We start from the raw sequence: 20,820 nt of genomic DNA on the forward strand, positions 1-20,820 counted from the left end.
TCACCGCCCGCAAGTAGGGTGTGAGACATGGCAGACCCCTCCAGCTACCGCCCCAAGCCGGGACAGATCCCCGACTCCCCGGGGGTCTACAAATTCCGCGACGAGCACCGCCGGGTGATCTACGTCGGGAAGGCCAAGAACCTGCGCCAGCGCCTGGCCAACTACTTCCAGGACCTGGCGGGCCTGCACCCGCGTACGCGCACGATGGTCACGACCGCGGCCTCCGTCGAGTGGACCGTCGTGTCCACGGAGGTCGAGGCGCTCCAGCTGGAGTACACCTGGATCAAGGAGTTCGACCCGCGGTTCAACGTCAAGTACCGCGACGACAAGAGCTATCCCTACCTCGCGGTGACGCTCAACGAGGACTTCCCCCGCGTCCAGGTCATGCGCGGCGCGAAGAAGAAGGGCGTCCGCTACTTCGGCCCGTACGGCCACGCCTGGGCGATCCGCGAGACGGTCGACCTGATGCTGCGGGTCTTCCCCGTGCGCACCTGCTCCGCCGGTGTCTTCAAGAACGCCGAACGGACCGGCCGCCCCTGCCTCCTCGGCTACATCGGCAAGTGCTCCGCCCCCTGTGTCGGACGGGTCACCCCCGAGGAACACCGGGATCTGGCCGAGGACTTCTGCGACTTCATGGCGGGCCGCACCGGGACGTACATCCGCCGCCTGGAGAAGGACATGATGCAGGCGGCCGAGGAGATGGAGTACGAGCGGGCGGCCCGGCTGCGCGACGACGCGGAGGCGCTCAAGCGCGCCATGGAGAAGAGCGCCGTCGTCCTCGCCGACGCCACCGACGCCGACCTCATCGCCGTCGCCGAGGACGAGCTCGAAGCGGCCGTCCAGATCTTCCACGTCCGGGGCGGGCGGGTGCGCGGCCAGCGCGGCTGGGTCACCGACAAGGTCGAGGCTGTCGACACGGCGGGCCTCGTCGAGCACGCGCTCCAGCAGCTCTACGGAGAGGAGTCGGGTGACTCCGTGCCGAAGGAGGTGCTGGTCCCGGCCCTCCCCGAGGACCCCGAGGCCGTGTCCCAGTGGCTCGCGGGCCGCAGGGGCTCCCAGGTCAGCCTCCGCATTCCGCAGCGGGGCGACAAGAAGGACCTCATGGGCACGGTCCAGCGCAACGCCCAGCAGGCTCTGGGGCTGCACAAGACCAAGCGTGCCTCCGATCTCACCACCCGCTCCCGCGCCCTGGAGGAGATCGCCGAGGCGCTCGGCCTCGACACGGCGCCGCTGCGCGTCGAGTGCTTCGACATCTCGCACCTCCAGGGCGACGACGTGGTCGCGTCGATGGTGGTCTTCGAGGACGGCCTCGCACGCAAGAGCGAGTACCGGCGCTTCCAGATCAAGGGCTTCGAGGGCCAGGACGACGTCCGCTCGATGCACGAGGTCATCGGCCGCCGCTTCAAGCGCTACCTCCAGGAGAAGGAACGCACCGGCGAGTGGGAGGAGACGCCCGCTCCCACGGGCCCGGTGCCGGCGCCGGCAGGCGGTGTGGCCCCGGCGGGCCCGGCGGCGGCCCTCGCCGGCGGAGTGCGTCCCACCGGCCCGGGACCGGCCCCGGCAGGCGGGGCGGAGGCCTCCGGAGAGCCCGCACCCCAGGCGGTGGCCCCCGCGCAGGCGGAAGCCGGCCCCGTGCGGGAGGAGCCCCGCGAGGACGACGGCCGTCCCAAGCGCTTCGCCTACCCGCCCCAGCTCGTCGTCGTCGACGGCGGGCAGCCCCAGGTGGCCGCGGCCAAGCGGGCCCTGGACGAGCTGGGCATCGACGACATCGCCGTCTGCGGCCTCGCCAAGCGTCTCGAAGAGGTCTGGCTGCCCGACGACGACGACCCGGTGGTCCTGCCGCGCTCCAGCGAGGGCCTCTACCTCCTCCAGAGGATCCGCGACGAGGCCCACCGCTTCGCCATCACCTACCAGCGGGCCAAGCGGGCCAAGCGCATCCGCAGCAGCCCCCTGGACGACGTCCCGGGCCTCGGCGAGACCCGCAAGCAGGCGCTGATCAAGCATTTCGGGTCCGTGAAGAGGCTGCGGCAGGCGACAATCGACGAGATCTGCGAGGTGCCGGGGATAGGGCGCAGGACCGCGGAATCCGTGGCCGTGGCCCTCGCCGCGGCGGCCCCGGCCGCACCTGCCGTGAACACCGCCACAGGAGAGATCATTGAAGAGGACGACGGGGGCAGCAGGACATGACCGAGCACGCGCATGAGCACCGGAACGAACGCGGCCGAGCAGACGGAGCAGCACACGTGAGTACGGCAAGCACCACGGAGAAGGCCGAGGCGACCGCCCCCGCCATCCCCGAGCTGGTGATCATCTCCGGAATGTCGGGCGCCGGGCGCAGTACGGCGGCCAAGTGCCTGGAAGACCTCGGCTGGTTCGTGGTCGACAACCTGCCGCCCGCCCTGATCCCCACCATGGTCGAGCTCGGCGCCCGGTCCCAGGGCAACGTCGCGCGTATCGCCGTCGTCGTCGACGTACGGGGCCGCCGTTTCTTCGACAACCTCCGGGAGTCCCTCGCGGACCTGGAGGCCAAGCACGTCACCCGGCGGATCGTCTTCCTGGAGTCCTCCGACGACGCCCTCGTACGCCGTTTCGAATCGGTCCGCCGGCCGCATCCCCTCCAGGGCGACGGCCGCATCGTCGACGGCATCGCGGCCGAGCGCGATCTGCTGCGTGAGCTGCGCGGGGACGCCGACCTGGTCATCGACACCTCCAGCCTCAACGTGCACGAACTGCGGGCCAAGATGGACGCCCAGTTCGCCGGCGACGAGGAGCCCGAGCTGCGGGCGACGGTGATGTCGTTCGGCTTCAAGTACGGCCTCCCGGTCGACGCCGACCTCGTCGTCGACTGCCGCTTCCTGCCCAATCCGCACTGGGTCCCCGAGCTCCGTCCGTTCACCGGCCTCAACGAGGAGGTGTCCGACTACGTCTTCGACCAGCCGGGCGCCAAGGAGTTCCTCAACCAGTACACGGAGCTCCTCCAGCTCATCGCCGCCGGCTACCGCCGCGAGGGCAAGCGTTACGTGACCATCGCCGTCGGCTGTACCGGCGGCAAGCACCGCTCCGTCGCGATGTCGGAGAAGCTGGCCGCCCGGCTGGCCACCGAAGGGATCGAGACCGTCCTCGTCCACCGGGACATGGGGCGCGAGTGACCAGTCGCAACATGCGTCTGCGACGGCTGAGCAGGGCCACGGCCGCGCTCTCCGGCCGCAATCGCGGCGCGCCCAAGGTCGTCGCCCTCGGCGGCGGCATGGGCCTGTCGGCCTCGCTGACGGCGCTGCGCCGGATCACGGGCGACCTCACGGCCGTGGTCACCGTCGCCGACGACGGCGGCTCCAGCGGACGGCTCCGCGAGGAGCTCGGCGTGTTGCCGCCCGGAGACCTGCGCAAGGCGCTGGCCGCGCTCTGCGGGGACGACGAATGGGGCCGGACCTGGGCCCAGGTCATCCAGCACCGCTTCGAGTCCAAGGGCGATCTGCACGAGCACGCGGTGGGCAACCTGCTCATCGTCGCGCTCTGGGAGCAGCTGGGGGACCACGTCCAGGCGCTGGACCTGGTCGGCAAGCTGCTCGGGGCGCACGGCAGGGTGCTGCCGATGTCCGCCGTGCCCCTGGAGCTCCAGGCGCTCGTACGGGGACACGACCCGGAGCGGCCCGAGGAGACCGTCACGGTGCGCGGCCAGGCCACGGTGGCCCTGACCCCGGGCGAGGTGCAGTCGGTGCACGTCGTCCCCGCCGGCCCGCCCGCCGTCCCGGAGGCGGTGGCCGCCGTCCTCGACGCCGATTGGGTGGTTCTCGGTCCAGGGTCCTGGTTCTCCTCGGTGATTCCGCATCTACTGGTGCCCGAGCTGCTCGACGCACTGGTGACCACGAAGGCCCGTAAGGTCCTCTCGCTGAACCTCGCACCACAGCCCGGTGAAACAGATGGCTTCTCACCGCAGCGTCATTTGGAGGTTTTGGGACGACACGCCCCTAAACTCGCCATGGACGTGGTGCTGGCCGACGAGGCCGCCGTGCCTGACCGCGAGTCCCTCGCCGACGCCGCCCAGCGGCTCGGAGCCGCGGTCGAGCTGGCCCCCGTGGCCTCACCCGACGGCGTTCCGATTCATGATCCGGAGCTGTTGGCCGCCGCGTACGACCGTATTTTTCGGATGCATGGAAGGATCGGCCCATGGCGATGACGCCAGCGGTGAAGGACGAAATCTCTCGGCTTCCCGTGACCCGGACCTGCTGCAGAAAGGCAGAGGTCTCGGCGATTCTCCGGTTCGCGGGCGGGCTGCACCTGGTGAGCGGCCGGATCGTGATCGAGGCCGAGCTGGACACGGCGATGGCGGCGCGTCGGCTCAAGCGGGACATCCTGGAGATCTTCGGGCACAGCTCGGAGCTCATCGTGATGGCTCCCGGCGGACTGCGCCGGGGCTCCCGCTACGTCGTGCGCGTGGTGGCGGGCGGCGACCAGCTGGCGCGCCAGACGGGCCTGGTGGACGGCCGGGGCCGCCCCATCCGGGGTCTGCCCCCGCAGGTGGTCTCGGGGGCCACCTGCGATGCCGAGGCGGCCTGGCGTGGTGCCTTCCTGGCGCACGGCTCGCTCACCGAGCCGGGCCGCTCCTCCTCGCTGGAGGTGACCTGCCCCGGCCCGGAGGCCGCGCTCGCCCTGGTCGGTGCCGCACGCAGGCTCTCCATCGCGGCCAAGGCCCGCGAGGTGCGGGGGGTGGACCGTGTGGTCGTCCGCGACGGTGACGCCATCGGCGCCCTGCTGACCCGCCTCGGCGCTCACGAGTCGGTGCTGGCCTGGGAGGAGCGCCGCATGCGGCGGGAGGTGCGTGCCACCGCCAACCGCCTCGCCAACTTCGACGACGCCAACCTCCGCAGGTCCGCGCGTGCGGCCGTCGCAGCGGGCGCACGTGTGGGGCGCGCGCTGGAGATCCTCGGCGAGGAGGTCCCGGAGCACCTCGCCGCGGCCGGACGGCTGCGCATGGAGCACAAGCAGGCCTCCCTGGAGGAGCTGGGCGCGCTCGCCGATCCGCCGCTGACCAAGGACGCCGTCGCCGGCCGCATCCGGCGCCTCCTGGCCATGGCCGACAAGCGTGCCCAGGACCTCGGCATCCCGGGCACCGAGTCGACCCTCAGCGAGGAGATGGCCGACGGCCTCGTGGGCTGAGCGCCCGGCGGGTCCCGGCCGGCTCTCGGGGTACGGCCGGGGTGTGGAGGGCGCCGGGCGGGGGTATTTCCCCGCCCGGGCGGGATCCATTCCGAATTCCGCGGACCGTTTTTCCGGTAATGGAGCGAGTGCCGCCCGGCCGGATTCGGCCAGCGGCGGGCCCACCGGATTGATCCACCGCTGTCCTGCCGATTGGCTGCGCGCGGTACCGCCCGATTGTGTGGGCACCTCGGATGCTTTGAGTGAGCGCCACCCCGCACGATTGAGCGCTTCGGGGTACAGGAGTTCCGGGTCGAGCGTCGCCCGAAAGTGTGCGGATCCGCCGCGATATCGATTGAGTGCCGCTCCGCACAATTGAGCGTAGATCCCGTCCCGCGGCATTCGCGACCCGGTCCGCCGGCGAGGCGGGGGCGGACCGAGCCCTCGTCGGTGACTGCTCGTGACATCGGCACCGCGGCCGTGTCCATGGGCCCGCGCGCCGCAAGGAGTTGGGTCCCGGCGGGAGTTGACGCTCGGTGACCACGAGGGGCGCGGCGGCCGTCCCCGGCGGCCCGCTCGAACGGAATCCGATACTCCTACTCGGGAGTAAGGAGTTCTCGCTTCACGCCGCCCCTCTCGATGTCACCCCGGGGCCTTCGGAGAGGTAGGGTCGGAGGCGGTCGGGGACATCCCTATAAAACTCGCCGGCATCGAAACCGGCGTTCCTAACGAGGAGATCGGTTCGTGACGATCCGCGTAGGCATCAACGGCTTTGGCCGCATCGGTCGTAACTACTTCCGCGCGCTGCTGGAGCAGGGTGCGGACATCGAGATCGTGGCTGTCAACGACCTGGGTGACACTGCGACCACGGCCCACCTGCTGAAGTACGACACCATTCTGGGTCGTCTCAAAGCAGAGGTGAGCCACACCGCCGACACCATCACCGTCGACGGCCACACCATCAAGGTGCTCTCCGAGCGCAACCCGGCCGACATCCCGTGGGGTGAGCTGGGCGTCGACATCGTCATCGAGTCGACCGGCATCTTCACCAAGAAGGCCGACGCCGAGAAGCACATCGCGGGTGGCGCCAAGAAGGTCCTCATCTCGGCTCCGGCCAAGGACGAGGACATCACCATCGTGATGGGCGTCAACCAGGACAAGTACGACGCGGCCAACCACCACGTCATCTCCAACGCCTCCTGCACCACCAACTGTGTGGCGCCGATGGCCAAGGTTCTGGACGAGAACTTCGGCATCGTCAAGGGCCTGATGACGACGGTCCACGCGTACACGAACGACCAGCGCATCCTGGACTTCCCGCACTCGGACCTGCGTCGCGCCCGCGCCGCCGCCGAGAACATCATCCCGACCACGACGGGCGCCGCCAAGGCGACCGCCCTGGTCCTCCCGCAGCTCAAGGGCAAGCTCGACGGCATCGCGATGCGCGTCCCGGTCCCGACCGGCTCCGCCACCGACCTCGTCGTGACGCTGCAGCGCGAGGTCACCAAGGACGAGGTCAACGCCGCGTTCAAGAAGGCCTCCGAGGACGGCGACCTCAAGGGCTTCCTGTCCTACACCGAGGACCCGATCGTGTCCTCGGACATCGTCAGCGACCCGGCGTCCTGCACCTTCGACTCCTCCCTGACCATGGTCCAGGAGGGCAACTCGGTGAAGATCCTCGGCTGGTACGACAACGAGTGGGGTTACTCCAACCGTCTCGTCGACCTGACCGTCTTCGTCGGCGGCCAGCTCTGATCCTAGGATCGGCAGGCATTCAGGTGTGATGTGAGGGGCTCGGACGGCGCGACGCGGCGCCGTTCGAGCCCCCTTGCATGCTCATCCGTCCTTCCAAGGAGTATGGGAACAGATGAAGACCATCGACGAACTTCTCGCCGAAGGGGTCGCGGGCAAGCGGGTATTCGTCCGCGCCGACCTCAACGTGCCGCTGGACGGCACCACGATCACCGACGACGGCCGCATCCGCGCCGTCCGCCCGACCGTCGCCCAGCTCGCCGCGGCCGGCGCACGGGTCGTCGTCGCCTCGCACCTCGGCCGCCCCAAGGGCGCGCCGGACCCGGCGTTCTCGCTGGCCCCCGCCGCCGCCCGGCTGGGCGAGCTGCTCGGCGCCGAGGTCGCCTTCGCGACCGACACCGTCGGTGAGTCCGCCCGCGCCACCGTCGACGCTCTCGCCGACGGTCAGGTCGCCGTCATCGAGAACCTCCGCTTCAACGCCGGCGAGACGTCGAAGGACGACGCCGAGCGCGGCGCCTTCGCCGACCAGCTCGCGCAGCTCGCCGACGTGTACGTGGGTGACGGCTTCGGTGCCGTCCACCGCAAGCACGCCTCGGTCTTCGACCTCCCGGCGCGGCTGCCGCACGCCGCCGGTGGCCTGATCGCCACCGAGGTCGGCGTCCTGAAGAAGCTCACCGAGGACGTCGCGCGCCCCTACGCCGTGGTCCTCGGCGGCGCCAAGGTCTCCGACAAGCTCGGGGTCATCGACCACCTGCTGGAGAAGGCCGACCGCATCCTGATCGGTGGCGGCATGGCCTACACCTTCCTCAAGGCCAAGGGCCTGGAGGTCGGGACCTCGCTGCTCCAGGAGGACCAGGTCCCGGCCGTGCGGGGTTACCTCAAGCGGGCCGAGGAGCTCGGTGTGGAGTTCGTGCTCCCCGTCGACGTCCTGGTCGCGGGTGAGTTCCCCGACCTGAAGACCAAGGCTCCGGCCAACCCCACCACGGTCGCCGCCGACGCCATCCCGGCCGACCAGGAGGGCCTGGACATCGGCCCCGAGACCCGCAAGCTGTACGCGGCGAAGCTCGCCGACGCGGCCACGGTCTTCTGGAACGGCCCGATGGGCGTCTTCGAGCACCCCGACTACGCCGAGGGCACCAAGGCGGTCGCCCAGGCCCTCGTCGACTCCCCGGCCTTCAGCGTCGTCGGCGGTGGGGACTCCGCAGCCGCCGTCCGTATCCTCGGCTTCGACGAGAATGCTTTCGGCCACATCTCGACGGGTGGCGGCGCCAGCCTCGAATACCTCGAGGGCAAGACGCTTCCCGGACTCGCCGCACTGGAGGACTGACCCTCAATGACCACCCGCACCCCGCTCATGGCGGGCAACTGGAAGATGAACCTCAACCACCTCGAGGCCATCGCTCACGTCCAGAAGCTCGCCTTCGCCCTGGCCGACAAGGACTACGACGCCGTCGAGGTCGCCGTCCTGCCCCCCTTCACCGACCTGCGCTCCGTGCAGACGCTGGTGGACGGCGACAAGCTGAAGATCAAGTACGGCGCCCAGGACCTCTCCGCCCACGACTCCGGGGCGTACACCGGCGAGATCTCCGGCTCCATGCTCGCCAAGCTGAAGTGCACGTTCGTCGCCGTCGGCCACAGCGAGCGCCGTCAGTACCACGGCGAGAACGACGAGATCTGCAACGCCAAGGTGAAGGCCGCGTACAAGCACGGCCTGACCCCGATCCTCTGCGTCGGCGAGGGCCTGGACATCCGCAAGGCCGGTGAGCAGGTCTCCTACACGCTGGCGCAGCTCGACGGCGCCCTGAAGGACATCCCGGCCGAGCAGGCCGAGTCCATCGTGATCGCGTACGAGCCGGTCTGGGCCATCGGGACCGGCGAGGTCGCCACCCCCGAGGACGCCCAGGAGGTCTGCGGTGCGATCCGCCGCCGGCTCGCCGAGCTGTACTCGCAGGAGCTGGCCGACGCCGTCCGTATCCAGTACGGCGGCTCCGTGAAGTCCGGCAATGTCGGCGCCATCATGGCGCAGCCCGACGTGGACGGCGCGCTGATCGGCGGCGCCGCTCTCGATGCCGACGAGTTCGTCAAGATCGTCCGCTTCCGCGACCAGTGAGTATGCGGTAGCGCCGATCCGTCGTACCCTTGCGGGGGCCGAGGGGGTTATACCTCCTGGCCCCCGCTGTTCGTACATGCAGTCCTATGAATTCCGGAAAGTAGGGACCAGCCGTGGTTTTGGCGTTCGAGATCGCCCTGATCGTCTTCAGCCTGCTGCTGATGCTGCTGGTGCTGATGCACAAGGGAAAGGGCGGCGGCCTTTCCGACATGTTCGGTGGCGGAATGCAGTCCTCCGTCGGCGGCTCGTCGGTCGCCGAGCGGAACCTCGACCGCATCACCGTCGTGGTCGGTCTGGCCTGGTTCGCGTGCATTGTCGTCCTTGCACTGCTCATCAAGCTGGACAGCTGACCCGTCGTCCGCGATTCCCGGTGAGGGTGTAACTCCTTTCACTGGACGCGCGTTGGGCCTTACGTAGACTGGGGCATCTTCGAGCACCATCACGCAGGGAGTTACGACCGTGGCAAGTGGCAACGCGATCCGGGGAAGCCGGGTCGGAGCGGGGCCGATGGGGGAGGCCGAGCGGGGCGAGTCCGCGCCGCGTCTCCGCATCTCCTTCTGGTGCTCGAACGGGCACGAGACGCAGCCGAGCTTCGCCCATGACGCGCAGGTACCGGAGACCTGGGACTGCCCGCGCTGCGGTTTCCCGGCCGGGCAGGACCAGGACAATCCGCCGGACCCGCCGCGCACCGAGCCGTACAAGACGCACCTCGCGTACGTACGTGAGCGGCGCAGCGACGCCGACGGCGAAGCGATCCTCGCCGAGGCCCTGGCGAAACTCCGCGGCGAAATCTAGTCGTTCACCGGCCGGTCACCCCTCGGGTGCCCGGCCGGAATGCGTTTGTCGCCTCCCGAACCTGCCATTGCTCCGCCGCACCCTCCCGATCAATTAGGTTGGAGGGGCAGCGGGGAAGGTTGCAGGTACGAGAAGAAGTGGGCGATTTCCGGGATGAACGCACAAGGCCGAACCAAGCTCAATCAGACTCCCGAGTGGGCGGCTCTCGGCAAGCACCGTGAGGAGTTCGGCGACACCCATCTGCGCCGGCTGTTCGCGGACGCGCCGGACCGCGGTACGGCGTACACCCTCAGGGTCGGTGACCTCCACATCGACTACTCCAAGCACCTGGTCACCGGCGAGACCTTGCGCCTGCTGAGGGACCTCGCCGCCGCGACGGGAGTGGCCGAGCTGCGGGACGCGATGTTCCGGGGCGAGAAGATCAACACCACCGAGGACCGGGCCGTCCTGCACACCGCGCTCCGCGCCCCGCGCGACGCCGTGATCGAGGTCGACGGCGAGAACGTGGTGCCGGCCGTGCACGCCGTCCTCGACAAGATGGCCGCCTTCGCGGACCGCGTCCGGGCGGGCGAGTGGACCGGGCACACGGGCAAGCCGGTCAAGAACATCGTGAACATCGGCATCGGCGGCTCCGACCTCGGGCCCGCCATGGCCTACGAGGTGCTGCGCTCCTTCACGGACCGCTCGCTCACCGTCCGCTTCGTGTCGAACGTCGACGGAGCCGACCTCCACGAGGCCGTCCGCGACCTCGACCCGGCGGAGACCCTGTTCATCGTCGCGTCCAAGACCTTCACGACGATCGAGACCATCACCAACGCCACCTCCGCCCGCGACTGGCTGCTCACCGAGCTGAGGGCCGGTCAGGAAGCCGTCGCCAAGCACTTCGTGGCGCTGTCGACCAACGCGGACAAGGTCACGGACTTCGGTATCGACACGGCCAACATGTTCGAGTTCTGGGACTGGGTCGGCGGCCGGTACTCCTACGACTCGGCGATCGGCCTCTCGCTGATGATCGCCATCGGCCCGGAGCGCTTCCGCGAGATGCTCGACGGCTTCCACCTCGTCGACGAGCACTTCCGCACCGCGCCCGCGGAGGAGAACGCGCCGCTGCTGCTGGGGCTGCTCGGCGTCTGGTACGGCCACTTCTTCGACGCGCAGTCGCACGCCGTCCTGCCGTACAGCCACTACCTGTCCAAGTTCACGGCCTACTTGCAGCAGCTGGACATGGAGTCCAACGGCAAGTCCGTGGACCGGCAGGGCGATCCGGTCGAATGGCAGACCGGGCCGGTCGTCTGGGGCACTCCCGGCACCAACGGGCAGCACGCCTACTACCAGCTGATCCACCAGGGCACCAAGGTCATCCCGGCCGACTTCATCGGCTTCGCGGCGCCGGTGCAGGACCTGCTGCCCGGGCTGATCGCCCAGCACGACCTGCTGATGGCCAACTTCTTCGCCCAGACGCAGGCGCTCGCCTTCGGCAAGACGCCGGAGGAGGTCCGCGCGGAGGGTGTGCCCGAGGAGCTCGTGCCGCACAAGACGTTCCTCGGCAACCACCCGACGACCACGATCCTCGCGGACCGGCTCACCCCTTCCGTGCTCGGCCAGCTGATCGCGCTGTACGAGCACAAGGTCTTCGTGCAGGGCGCCGTGTGGAACATCGACTCCTTCGACCAGTGGGGCGTCGAGCTGGGCAAGGTGCTCGCCAAGAAGATCGAGCCCGTCCTCACCGAGGGCACCGGCGGCGAGCAGCTGGACAGCTCCACCGCCGCGCTGGTCTCGGCGTACCGCTCGCTGCGAGGCCGCTGAGCCCATGACCAGGGGGGAGGGGACGATACGGCTCAGGCCGCCTCGCAACAGGGTGGACACCCGGGCCGTCGGCTGGTGGAGGGCCCAGTGCCTGCTGCTGACCGCGGTGCCGGTGGCGGTCCTGGGCGTCCTGGGGGCGTTCATCGCTCCGGCGAGGTTCTGGCTGCTGCTGCCGGCCGCCGTCCTCGCGGGCGCCGGTCTGCTGTGCGGAGTCCTCCTCCCGCTCTGGTGGTACCGCACCCACCGCTGGGAGGTCACCGATGACGCGGTCTACGTGAGCACCGGGGTCTTCCTGCGGGAGTGGCGGATCGCGCCGATGTCCCGCATCCAGACCGTGGACACGGTCCGTGGCCCCCTGGAACAGCTCTTCGGGCTGGCCACGGTCACCGTCACGACCGCGTCCGCCAAGGGTGCCGTGCGGATCGAGGGACTGGCGCACGAGGCCGCCGCCGGGCTCGCGGAGCGGCTGACCCGCATCACCCAGGACACGCCCGGGGACGCCACGTGAGCACGGCCACGGGCGGTGGCCCGGACTGGCACCGGCTTCACCTCCGCACGGTCCTGGTCACCGCGCTGGTCACGGCGGGGGTCGTCGGCGGCGCCGCCGTGCCGGTCACGGTCGCGCTGTCCGGCCGCCTCGGGTTCGCGAGGGCCGTCCTCTGGGAGCTGGCCGCAGCGGCCCTGCTGATCGGCTGCGCCGCCGCCGGCGACTACGTGCGGTGGCGGCGCACCCGGTACCGGGTCGGCCCCGAGCGCGTCGATCTCCACTCCGGGCTCCTCCTGGTCAGGCGCCGTTCGCTGGCCCGCGAGCGGATCCGCAGCGTCGATCTCACCGCCCATCCGCTGCTGCGCGTACTCGGGCTGGTCACGGTCCGCATCGGCACCGGCGAGCAGGGCGGCGACTCCACCCTGGAACTCGATCCCGTCACCCGCGCGGAGGGCGAGCGGCTGCGCCGTGAGCTCCTCGACCGCGGGACCCCGCCGGCCCCCGGAAGCCACCGGGAGGGCGAGCTGGCCGGCTTCGACCTCGGCTGGATCCGCTACGCACCCGTGTCCGTCGTCGCCCCCATGCTCGGCGGCGCGGCGGCGGGCGGGGTCCTCCAGATCAGCGACTGGGTCGGCGCCCAGGGCGAGGTCCTCGACTGGGTCGCCGACCGCTTCCGGGACACCCCGCTGCTCTGGGCGATCGTCCTGGCCGTCCTGGCCGCCCTGGCCGCCGGCGTCGTCGGCGCACTCGGGCTGTGGGTCGAGATGTGGTGGAACTACCGTCTGGAGCGCGAACCGGGCGGCGCCCTGCGGGTCCGGCGAGGACTGTTCACCGCGCGCTCCCTGTCCGTGGAGGAGCGGCGGCTGCGCGGGGTGGACCTGGTGGAGCCACTGGGCGTCCGGCTGGTGGGCGCCGCCCGGGTGGACGCGATCACCACCGGCCTCGCCAAGGACGAGGAGACGCGGAGCGCCGACCACACCACCTTGCTGCCGGCCGTGCCCCGCGCCGTCGCCGACGCCGTCGCGGCCGAGGTCCTGCGGGAGGCCACCACCCCGACAGGCGCCCGGCTCACGGCCCACCCCCGGGCCGCCCGGGGCCGCCGGCTGCGCCGCGCCGTGGCCGTGGCGCTCGGGCCCGTCCTGGTCCAGGCAGTCCTGGGCGTCCTGCTGAGCCCCGTACTGCTGTGGACCGCGCTCGCCTGCGCGGTGGTGTTCCTGCCGCTCTCCGTGCTGCTGGGCCTCGACGCGTACCGCTCACTGGGCCACGCGCTCAGCGGCGGCTACCTGGTCACCCGCTCCGGAACGGTCCGGCGTTCCACGGCGGCCCTCCAGCGGGCGGGGGTGATCGGCTGGACGGTGAAGCAGTCCTGGTTCCAGCGCAGGGCCGGGCTGCTGAGCGTCACCGCCACGACGGCGGCGGGAGGCGGCGCCTACACGGCACACGACACCGACGCGTCCGAGGGCCTTGCCTTCGCGTCCGAGGCCGTCCCCGGCCTGCTGGAGCCGTTCCTGGACCGGGGCTGAGCCGGCGGGGCGTACGCCACCCGGCTCGCGCGGGGCGCCGGTCCGGCGGGCCCGAGGCGGTCCGGGGTCAGCGGCCGAGCAGCGTGGTGGCGCCGAAGGCGGGGACACCGGCGGGCGGCGGAGCGTCCCGCCCGGCCCGGGCGGGGTGTCCGGCCGCCAGCACATAGAGCGGGACCTGGCCGGTGTTGTCCAGGCCGCACCGCTCGGCCACCTCGGAGTCCCTGAAGGCGCCTGTCTGGGCGGGGCCGAGGCCGAGGGCCGTCGCGGTCAGGGCGAAGGTCTGCCCGAGGTGCCCGGCGTCCAGCAGACAGACCCGGTAGGCGCGGGGCGTCGGGTACTTGGCGCTCATCCGCTCCAGCCGCGCGGCGAGCACGACCAGGAAGGCGGGCCGCGCCGCCCACTCCTGGCCGGCGCAGAGACGGGCGGCCTCCGCGGGAGTGAAGCCCTCGGTGAGCAGTTCGAGACCGTGGCGCAGGCCGTCGTAGTGATACCAGCCCGGGTCCAGGCCCTCGACGTCCAGGGCGCCCACGTAGGCGTCGATCTCCTGCCGGGAGCCGCCCTGCGGGCTGGTGCGCCGGTACAGGGCGCCCCGCCCGCAGTCGATGAAGTCGACCGGCCCGAAGACCGCGGACAGCAGGGCGGCCAGGGTCTCCAGCGGCACCGGCTCGCCGGTGAAGTCGCGGTGCGTACGGCGCTCGTACAGCACCTGCCCGAACGCTGCCCCGAGCCCCGCCGGCCGGCGGGGCAACAGGAGGAGGGGAACATCCGGATGTTCCGTGAACAGGGGAGGCAGAGGCACCGGGTCCTCGCCCGGGGCACGGTCGGGCGACGCGACTGCCGGGACCTCGCCCGGGGCCGGCGGGTTCCCGTCGGAGGGGGCACCCGGGGGGTCGTACACGTCCTGGGTGGCGTAGTGGAAGAACGAGGCCTCGGGCATCCACGAACCCCACCGCCCCGCGATCTCCTCGTCCCGGTGGGCGGCCGTGCCGCCGTGCGCCAGGAGGGCGCCGCTGCTCACCAGCGCCCCGACGGCCTCCTCCACGGTGTCCGGGGTCAGATGGGTCAGTTGCTCGGCCGCTTCGGCGGCGGTGCTCCAGTCCTCGAAAGCGTCGAGGATCTCGGCGGCAGCCGGGTGGAGCGCCGTGGGCGTGCCGTGGGGGTGGGGGTGGACGACGAAGGTGCCGTCGTGCCAGTAGCAGGTCAGGCAACGGGAGCGGCGTAGACGCAAGGTGACTCCTCGGCTCACGGGGAAGCAGGGAACAGGGCCCGGACACACGTGCGGGGCCGGGCAGGGGAGTGCCCGGCCCCGCACGCGGTCTCACGCCTGGCGGTAGGCCCACGTCCAGTTCCAGCTGGAACCCTGACCGGCCGCGGGACGGTCGGCCCGGACGGCGATCCGGTGCTTCATCTCGATCCTGCGCATATTCGACACCTCCTTTCCTGAACTCGTGCGTGTGTCGTCGCGGCGACTCCTCAATGACGCAGCACGGAATGCCGAAATGCAAGAGGCGCATTCACCGATCACTCCTTCGTGGCGATATCGATGGCCTTCGCTTTTCGATCGAGTTGCATTTCTGGGGAACGATGTCACCCGCCGTCAACTCGTTCCGTCCACGAGGGGGAGGGGGCGGGCCGCGCCTGGCCGATCCTCGTTCGAACGTCGTGGATCCCGCATCGTCCAGGGCGGCGGTGGGCGGCGCGATCGACACATCGCTGCTGCTCAGAGCCTTGCTCGGCATTCGCTTACCCATTTCTTTCCATCTTTTTTCGGCGACCTGTCGATGCGGGTGAAGCTCTCCCGGAGGTGTCATAGCGTGCGGACATCGACGCTCGACGAGCAGGCGCACTCCCACCGTCCGGTCGGCAGTATTCGCACCGCTCCGCAGGGTTTTCTCCGGTGTACAGGCATCCGGAAAAAAATGAACCCTTTTCCTCGTACGGCGGGCGTCGGACCGCTGAGATATCAAAGGGGAAGCATGACCGTATTCTCGTCCAGCGAAATGGCGTCCGACGTGTTCGGCCGGCTCTTCGACGTGCTGCTGGAGGACGAGCAGTTCGTGGAGAAGGCGCGCAGGGAGGCGCTGTCGGTGCAGCTGGTGCACACCAAGCCCGACTGCCGGATCTTCGTCTCGTCCGAGGGTGTCGTCCACGGGGAGCCCCCGTCCAAGGCCTCCATCACTCTCAAGATGTCCTGCGACACCGCGCACGCCCTGTGGATGGGCCGCCTGCTGGTGCCCGCCGCCATCGCCACCGGCAAGGTCCGGATCCGCGGCCGCATCGCCAAGGTCCTGGAGCTGGTGCCGATGCTCCAGCCCGCCTTCGACAGCTATCCGGCGATCGCCGCGGAGTCCGGCGTCGGTGCCTGACCTTCCGCGTACATCCCGACGACACCAGTGCCCGAGGAGCAACGGAACCCATGACCATTGACGTACCGGCAGACCTCTCCCCAGAGCTCAACTTCGACACGCTGCCCCCGGAGGTCCAGCAACTCAAGGACGACGCGAGGCGCTTCGCGCAGGAGACCGTCAAGCCCCTGGTCCGCCGGCTCGACCAGGCGCCGGCCGAGGACTTCGACTGGGACGTGATGCGCCGCGGCCACGAGATCGGCCTGACCCGGGCCGCGGTCCCCACCGACTACGGCGGTCTCGGCCTCGGAATGCTCGGAGTCGCCACCGCTCTGGAGGAGGTGGCCGCCGTGTGCCCCGGCACCGCGCTCGTCTTCGGGGCCACCATGCTCGGCCAGGCGCCGCTGCTCCTCTCGGGCGACCCCCGGCTCCAGGCGCGCTACCTGCCGCTCTTCTCCGGTGACGAACCGGTGCTCGCCTGCAACGCCGTGACGGAGGAGGAGGCCGGCTGCGATCTGATCATCCCGGCCAACGCACCGCACGCACGCAACGTCATGACCGCCCGCCGGGAGGGCGACGAGTACGTGCTCACCGGGAAGAAGCGGTTCATCACCAACGCCCGCTTCGCCGCCTTCGCCTCCGTGTTCGCGAACATGGAGGGCAGCCCCGGCGCCACCGGGCTCACCTCCTTCATCGTGCCGCTGAACCTCCCCGGCGTCGTGCGCGGCCCGGTCGCCGACAAGATGGGCTACCGGGCCTGCCTGGGGAGCGAACTGGAGTTCCACGAGGTCCGGGTGCCCGCCGAGAACATGATCGGCGGCGAGGGCGAAGGCATGCCCATCAACATGGCGCAGAGCAACATGGCCCGCGCCGCCGTCGCCGGCATCTCCACCGGAGTGGCCCGGGGCGCCCTCGAACAGGCCGTCGCCTGGGCCGGTGAACGCGTCCAGGGCGGTGAGCTGCTGCGCCGCCACCAGTTCACCGCGGCGAAGCTCGCCGACATGACCGCGAAGGTGGACGCGGCGCGCCTGCTGTACCTGCACGCGGCGAACACCGTGGACACCCAGCTGCCCCCGCCCGCCTACGAGCCCGCCGTCGCCAAACTGTTCGCCGACCGTGCGGCCGTCGACGTCGCCGACGCCGCACTCTCCCTCGTCGGAGCCCGGGGCTACCTCCGCTCGTACGGCGTGGAGAAGATGCTCCGCGACGCCTACGGGACCCGTATCTACGAGGGCACCCCCGAGGTGCTGGCACTCACGATCACCGAGAGCCTCTACGCGGAGGACGACGCCGAATGAACACCGCATCCCCCCGCGCGGGCGGTGACGGGCGCGCCCGCACCACGATCCCCACCTCCGCCGACCCCTCCAGCTCCCGCGCCCTGCGCTACGTCGCGGACATCATCGAACTCCACGAGCGGCTCAGCTACCGGCAGCTCCCGGCGGAGATCTCCGGCACGCCGCTGTACCACGCGGAGGACGTCCACAGCGGTCTGATCACCCTCACCGTGCGGGACAGCCAGATCCCCGCCCGCTACCTCCGGGGCATCCTCGGCTTCCGGCTCGCTCAGTACCTGCGGCTCAGCTGGATCTCGGCCGACCTCGTCTACCGGACGGCCGCCTACCACGAACCGCTGCCCCGGCCGGGCCAGATGGAGAGCATCCACACGGTGACCCTCTGCTCGCGCACCGGCCGGATCCGCGGCTACGTCGGGCTGAGCTGCTCCGCCGACCCCGTCAGTCTCCCCCTCGACTCGCCACGGCGCGCCCTGTTCCCGACCGAGGCCGCCCACGGCATCGACCTGCTCGGCCAGTACGCGCGGCTCGGGCTCGGCACCCACCAGGTCTTCGAGCTCAAGCGCTTCCTGCGCGACCAGTCGATGCCGCTCGGGATCCAGCACGACCGGGTGCCGTGGCACCTCATGCTCGGCATGGGCGAGGCGATGATCCAGCTCGACGACGCCATCCGCCTCGTGCTCGGCGACGCCAAGGAGCACGTCGCCCTGCGTCACCTGAGGCTGGCCGGATTCGACCTCCACGTCGTGGAGGACACCTCCCCGAGCCTGCCCGAGTCCGACCCGCTGGCCCCCATCTACCACCAGGGCGTCCTCGCCAAGCCGTTCGTCGCCCCGGTGCCCGAGGACCTCCCGTGGTACCGCGACGTCGTCCGCTCCTACATGGACGGCAGCAGCGACCTGACCTCGTACCACGAGATGGTGGCCCGGCTCGCCGGACGCCGGCAGGCGAACGGCGGCTCCATGATCCCCCGCCAGCGCGGAGGTGCCGCATGACCCTGGAACACCTGGGCCGTACGCCGGCCGACGGGGAATCGGGGCCGCACAGCGTCTTCTACGACGAACTGGTCACCCGGAACACGGGCGTCGTCTCGGCGGGTGAACAGTCGGCGCTCCGCGACGCCACGATCCTGGTGGCGGGGTGCGGGTCGATCGGCGGCGCGGCCGTGGAGCCGCTGACGCGGCTCGGCGTGCAGCGGTTCGTCGTGGCGGACCCGGGAACCTTCGAGCTGAACAACCTCAACCGGCAGAGCGCGGTCGCCGCCGACATCGAGCAGAACAAGGCCGCGGGTGCGGCGGAACGCATCATGTCGATCAACCCGCACGCCCGGGTGACGGTGTTCACCGAAGGGGTGACCGCGTCGACGGTGCAGCGGCTCACCGCGCCGAGCCAGCTCGTCATCGACGGGGTGGACGTCACCACGCTCGACGGATGGCGCGCCAAGCACCTGCTGCACCGCGTGGCCGTCCAGCGGAGGCTGCCCCTCATCACCGGCTGGGACATGGCCGGAAGCCAGTACGTGCGCTGCTACGACTACCGGCGCATCCGTGAACCCTTCGACGGCGCCATCACCGTGGAGGACATCGAGCAGCAGGACACCTGGGAACTCCTGCGGCGCGCGGTGCCGTTGCGCAGGGTGCCCGCCGAGATGCTCGCGGAGATCCGGGCGAACCACCTGCGCCAGGACTACAGCTTCCCGCAGGTCGCCTACACCGCCACGGCGTTCGGGGTGCTGAGCTCCCACATGGCGGTGCGCGTGCTCGCGGGCCGGCGGGTGCGTCAGGAAATCAGCCTGGACGTGCACCAGCTGGCCCGGCCGCTGGGCGAGCGCTGGCTTACCCGCCTGCGGTGGCCGTTCGAACTGGCGGCCCTGGTGCCGCCGATCATCCGCGTCATGCGCGGTACCGGCGCGCGCTGAACCGACCGCGCGCGCCTCACCGGCGGCGGTCCCGCGGCTCCCCTCCCGCGCGGGACCGCCGCCGGTGTCAGGTCCGCGGCCCCTCCTCCAGGAAAAGGCAATCATGCATGTCTCCAAGCGGAACGTCCTGTGGACGTTCCTGTGCTGTGGCCTCGGCGTGGCCATGGTCTCCCTCGACAACCTGGTCGTCATCACCGCTCTGCCCGCGATCCGGGAGAGCCTCGGCGGCGACATCCAGCAACTCGAGTGGACCGTCAACGCCTACACCCTCACCTACGCCGTCCTGATGCTTCCCGGCGCGGCCCTGGGCGACCGGTTCGGGCGCAGGCGGATGTTCGTCGTGGGACTCGGTGTGTTCACCGCCGCGTCGGCCGCGGCGGCGCTCGCCCCCGGCATCGGCGCGCTCATCGCGGCCCGTGCCCTGCAAGGGCTCGGCGCCGCCGCGCTGATGCCCCTCAACCTGACCCTGCTCACCGCCGTGGCCCCGGCTGCCCGTCGCGGCGCCGTGCTCGGGGCGCTGAGCGCCGTCGAAGGGCTGGCCATCGCGATGGGGCCGCTCATCGGCGGGGTGATGGTGGAGCACCTGACCTGGCAGTGGATCTTCTGGATCAACGTGCCGATCGGGCTCGTCCTGCTGCCGCTCGGCCGGTGGAAGCTCGCCGAGAGCCGCGGACCCAACTCCCGGCTCGACCTGATCGGGACCGTCCTGGCCGGCGTCGGTCTCTTCGGCATCGTCTTCGGTCTCATCCAGGGCCCCACGGACGGCTGGAGCAGTCCGCTCGTCCTGACCGCCCTGGCCGGGGGCGCCCTCGTCTCGGCGGCGTTCGTCCTCTGGGAGCTCCGCACGGACATGCCCATGTTCCCCATGCGGCTGTTCCGCCACCGGACCTTCAGCGGGATGAACGCCGCGGGGCTGCTGATGTTCGCCGGCATGTTCGGCTCCGTCTTCCTCCTCACCCAGTTCTTCCAGGGCCCGCGCGGCTACTCCCCGATGGAGGCGGGCCTGCGCATCCTGCCCTGGACCGCGGTACCGATCTTCGTGGCGCCGCTGGTCGGCTTCCTCTCCGACCGGATCGGGAGCCGGGCCATCGTCGCGATCGGCCTGACCTTCCAGGCCTGCGGCCTCGGCTGGATCGCCGCGCGCGTCTCACCGGACGTGGACTACGTGTCCCTGGTCCCCGCCCTCGTCATGTGCGGGCTCGGCATGACCTTCTACTTCTCCCCGACCGCGAACCTGGTGATGAGTTCGGTCGACGCCCAGGACCGGGGGATGGCCTCGGGCGCGGTCAACTCGCTGCGGGAGCTGGGCGGTGTCCTCGGAGTCGCCGTCCTGGCCTCCGTGTTCACCGCGCACGGCGACCTCGTCACGGCGGACGGGTTCACCGACGGCATGGTCCCCGCCCTGTGGACCGGCGCGTGCCTCATCGCCGTCGGCGCGCTCGCCGTCCTCACGACGCCGAGACGGCGGGGCGCGGGCCGGCCCGCCGACAGGGGTGCCGGCGTGAAGATCTCCGGCGCCGGGAGCGCCCAGGCCTGACCTGGGCGGGCCGCCGCCGGACCCGAGGGACCCCGCGCCACGGCCTTGCGGCGGACGGCCCCCACCGCTCCGGCGGGCCTGCCCTCCGAGCCCCGTCGGGCGGCGCCGGCCGACCA

At 70.9% G+C, this 20,820-nt stretch carries 18 protein-coding genes; 17 read left to right on the forward strand and 1 reads right to left on the reverse strand.

Annotation, left to right across the window (positions count from 1 at the left end; genetic code table 11):
* The first annotated feature begins 27 nt into the window (after positions 1-27).
* From uvrC to ACFY8O_RS11675, 12 genes are all read left to right on the forward strand, one after another.
* A complete protein-coding gene (uvrC, locus tag ACFY8O_RS11620; RefSeq protein WP_145802378.1) occupies positions 28-2,187 on the forward strand; it encodes an excinuclease ABC subunit UvrC in 2,160 nt (719 codons plus the stop codon).
* Entirely contained in the window at positions 2,184-3,149 is a 966-nt protein-coding gene (rapZ, locus tag ACFY8O_RS11625) for an RNase adapter RapZ (protein WP_145802380.1), read from the forward strand. The genes uvrC and rapZ overlap by 4 nt, the downstream gene beginning before the upstream one ends.
* A complete protein-coding gene (locus ACFY8O_RS11630; RefSeq protein WP_387900795.1) occupies positions 3,146-4,177 on the forward strand; it encodes a gluconeogenesis factor YvcK family protein in 1,032 nt (343 codons plus the stop codon). Before rapZ ends, ACFY8O_RS11630 begins: the two co-directional genes overlap by 4 nt.
* The gene (gene whiA, locus ACFY8O_RS11635; RefSeq protein ID WP_014045276.1) at positions 4,168-5,157 is read left to right on the forward strand and encodes a DNA-binding protein WhiA; all 990 of its coding nucleotides are present in this window, start codon (positions 4,168-4,170) and stop codon (positions 5,155-5,157) included. Before ACFY8O_RS11630 ends, whiA begins: the two co-directional genes overlap by 10 nt.
* Positions 5,158-5,880: 723 nt before the next feature.
* Positions 5,881-6,891 carry a type I glyceraldehyde-3-phosphate dehydrogenase gene (gene gap / locus ACFY8O_RS11640; protein ID WP_145802384.1) on the forward strand — a complete coding sequence of 337 codons (1,011 nt, stop codon included), beginning with the start codon at positions 5,881-5,883 and terminating at the stop codon, positions 6,889-6,891.
* A 112-nt stretch (positions 6,892-7,003) separates the two neighbouring features.
* Positions 7,004-8,215, forward strand: a complete 1,212-nt coding sequence (locus ACFY8O_RS11645; protein ID WP_387900798.1) for a phosphoglycerate kinase — start codon at positions 7,004-7,006, stop codon at positions 8,213-8,215.
* Positions 8,216-8,221: 6 nt separating this feature from the next.
* Complete coding sequence (tpiA, locus tag ACFY8O_RS11650) at positions 8,222-8,998, forward strand: triose-phosphate isomerase (protein ID WP_145802388.1); 777 nt, start codon at positions 8,222-8,224, stop codon at positions 8,996-8,998.
* A 113-nt stretch (positions 8,999-9,111) separates the two neighbouring features.
* Positions 9,112-9,348 (forward strand): preprotein translocase subunit SecG, encoded by a 237-nt coding sequence (gene secG / locus ACFY8O_RS11655; protein WP_014156893.1) that lies wholly within the window; start codon positions 9,112-9,114, stop codon positions 9,346-9,348.
* 109 nt (positions 9,349-9,457) lie between these two features.
* Complete coding sequence (locus ACFY8O_RS11660; RefSeq protein WP_073747820.1) at positions 9,458-9,793, forward strand: RNA polymerase-binding protein RbpA; 336 nt, start codon at positions 9,458-9,460, stop codon at positions 9,791-9,793.
* A gap of 153 nt (positions 9,794-9,946) precedes the next feature.
* Entirely contained in the window at positions 9,947-11,599 is a 1,653-nt protein-coding gene (pgi, locus tag ACFY8O_RS11665; protein ID WP_387900801.1) for a glucose-6-phosphate isomerase, read from the forward strand.
* 4 nt (positions 11,600-11,603) lie between these two features.
* Positions 11,604-12,107: a PH domain-containing protein gene (locus tag ACFY8O_RS11670; RefSeq protein WP_145802392.1), complete on the forward strand. Its 504-nt coding sequence runs from the start codon at positions 11,604-11,606 to the stop codon at positions 12,105-12,107.
* Entirely contained in the window at positions 12,104-13,609 is a 1,506-nt protein-coding gene (locus ACFY8O_RS11675) for a PH domain-containing protein (RefSeq protein WP_387900803.1), read from the forward strand. Before ACFY8O_RS11670 ends, ACFY8O_RS11675 begins: the two co-directional genes overlap by 4 nt.
* 67 nt (positions 13,610-13,676) lie before the next feature.
* Here the strand turns inward: ACFY8O_RS11675 and ACFY8O_RS11680 are convergent, their stop codons facing one another.
* Positions 13,677-14,837, reverse strand: coding sequence for a SagB/ThcOx family dehydrogenase (locus ACFY8O_RS11680; RefSeq protein ID WP_387900805.1), 1,161 nt, complete (start codon positions 14,835-14,837; stop codon positions 13,677-13,679).
* A gap of 748 nt (positions 14,838-15,585) precedes the next feature.
* On the opposite strand from ACFY8O_RS11680, the gene ACFY8O_RS11685 reads away from it, so the two are divergent.
* From ACFY8O_RS11685 to ACFY8O_RS11705, 5 genes are all read left to right on the forward strand, one after another.
* Positions 15,586-15,975, forward strand: a complete 390-nt coding sequence (locus ACFY8O_RS11685) for a hypothetical protein (RefSeq protein WP_145802398.1) — start codon at positions 15,586-15,588, stop codon at positions 15,973-15,975.
* Positions 15,976-16,025: 50 nt separating this feature from the next.
* The gene (locus ACFY8O_RS11690) at positions 16,026-17,252 is read left to right on the forward strand and encodes an acyl-CoA dehydrogenase family protein (RefSeq protein ID WP_145802400.1); all 1,227 of its coding nucleotides are present in this window, start codon (positions 16,026-16,028) and stop codon (positions 17,250-17,252) included.
* Positions 17,249-18,244, forward strand: coding sequence for a hypothetical protein (locus tag ACFY8O_RS11695; RefSeq protein WP_145802402.1), 996 nt, complete (start codon positions 17,249-17,251; stop codon positions 18,242-18,244). Before ACFY8O_RS11690 ends, ACFY8O_RS11695 begins: the two co-directional genes overlap by 4 nt.
* Positions 18,241-19,167 (forward strand): HesA/MoeB/ThiF family protein, encoded by a 927-nt coding sequence (locus ACFY8O_RS11700; protein ID WP_145802404.1) that lies wholly within the window; start codon positions 18,241-18,243, stop codon positions 19,165-19,167. Before ACFY8O_RS11695 ends, ACFY8O_RS11700 begins: the two co-directional genes overlap by 4 nt.
* Before the next feature lie 103 nt (positions 19,168-19,270).
* A complete protein-coding gene (locus ACFY8O_RS11705) occupies positions 19,271-20,704 on the forward strand; it encodes an MFS transporter (protein WP_387900808.1) in 1,434 nt (477 codons plus the stop codon).
* Positions 20,705-20,820: the final 116 nt, after the last annotated feature.

Origin of the sequence: Streptomyces argenteolus, from assembly GCF_042902585.1 — a bacterium.
Lineage (GTDB): Bacteria > Actinomycetota > Actinomycetes > Streptomycetales > Streptomycetaceae > Streptomyces > Streptomyces argenteolus.

Bases quoted from the DNA above. Each gene is read 5' to 3' on its own strand.
- uvrC (WP_145802378.1), top strand. From the start codon at position 28: ATGGCAGACCCCTCCAGCTACCGCCCCAAGCCGGGACAGATCCCCGAC.
- rapZ (WP_145802380.1), top strand. From the start codon at position 2,184: ATGACCGAGCACGCGCATGAGCACCGGAACGAACGCGGCCGAGCAGAC.
- whiA (WP_014045276.1), top strand. From the start codon at position 4,168: ATGGCGATGACGCCAGCGGTGAAGGACGAAATCTCTCGGCTTCCCGTG.
- ACFY8O_RS11645 (WP_387900798.1), top strand. From the start codon at position 7,004: ATGAAGACCATCGACGAACTTCTCGCCGAAGGGGTCGCGGGCAAGCGG.
- tpiA (WP_145802388.1), top strand. From the start codon at position 8,222: ATGACCACCCGCACCCCGCTCATGGCGGGCAACTGGAAGATGAACCTC.
- pgi (WP_387900801.1), top strand. From the start codon at position 9,947: ATGAACGCACAAGGCCGAACCAAGCTCAATCAGACTCCCGAGTGGGCG.
- ACFY8O_RS11670 (WP_145802392.1), top strand. From the start codon at position 11,604: ATGACCAGGGGGGAGGGGACGATACGGCTCAGGCCGCCTCGCAACAGG.
- ACFY8O_RS11685 (WP_145802398.1), top strand. From the start codon at position 15,586: ATGACCGTATTCTCGTCCAGCGAAATGGCGTCCGACGTGTTCGGCCGG.
- ACFY8O_RS11690 (WP_145802400.1), top strand. From the start codon at position 16,026: ATGACCATTGACGTACCGGCAGACCTCTCCCCAGAGCTCAACTTCGAC.
- ACFY8O_RS11695 (WP_145802402.1), top strand. From the start codon at position 17,249: ATGAACACCGCATCCCCCCGCGCGGGCGGTGACGGGCGCGCCCGCACC.
- ACFY8O_RS11700 (WP_145802404.1), top strand. From the start codon at position 18,241: ATGACCCTGGAACACCTGGGCCGTACGCCGGCCGACGGGGAATCGGGG.
- ACFY8O_RS11705 (WP_387900808.1), top strand. From the start codon at position 19,271: ATGCATGTCTCCAAGCGGAACGTCCTGTGGACGTTCCTGTGCTGTGGC.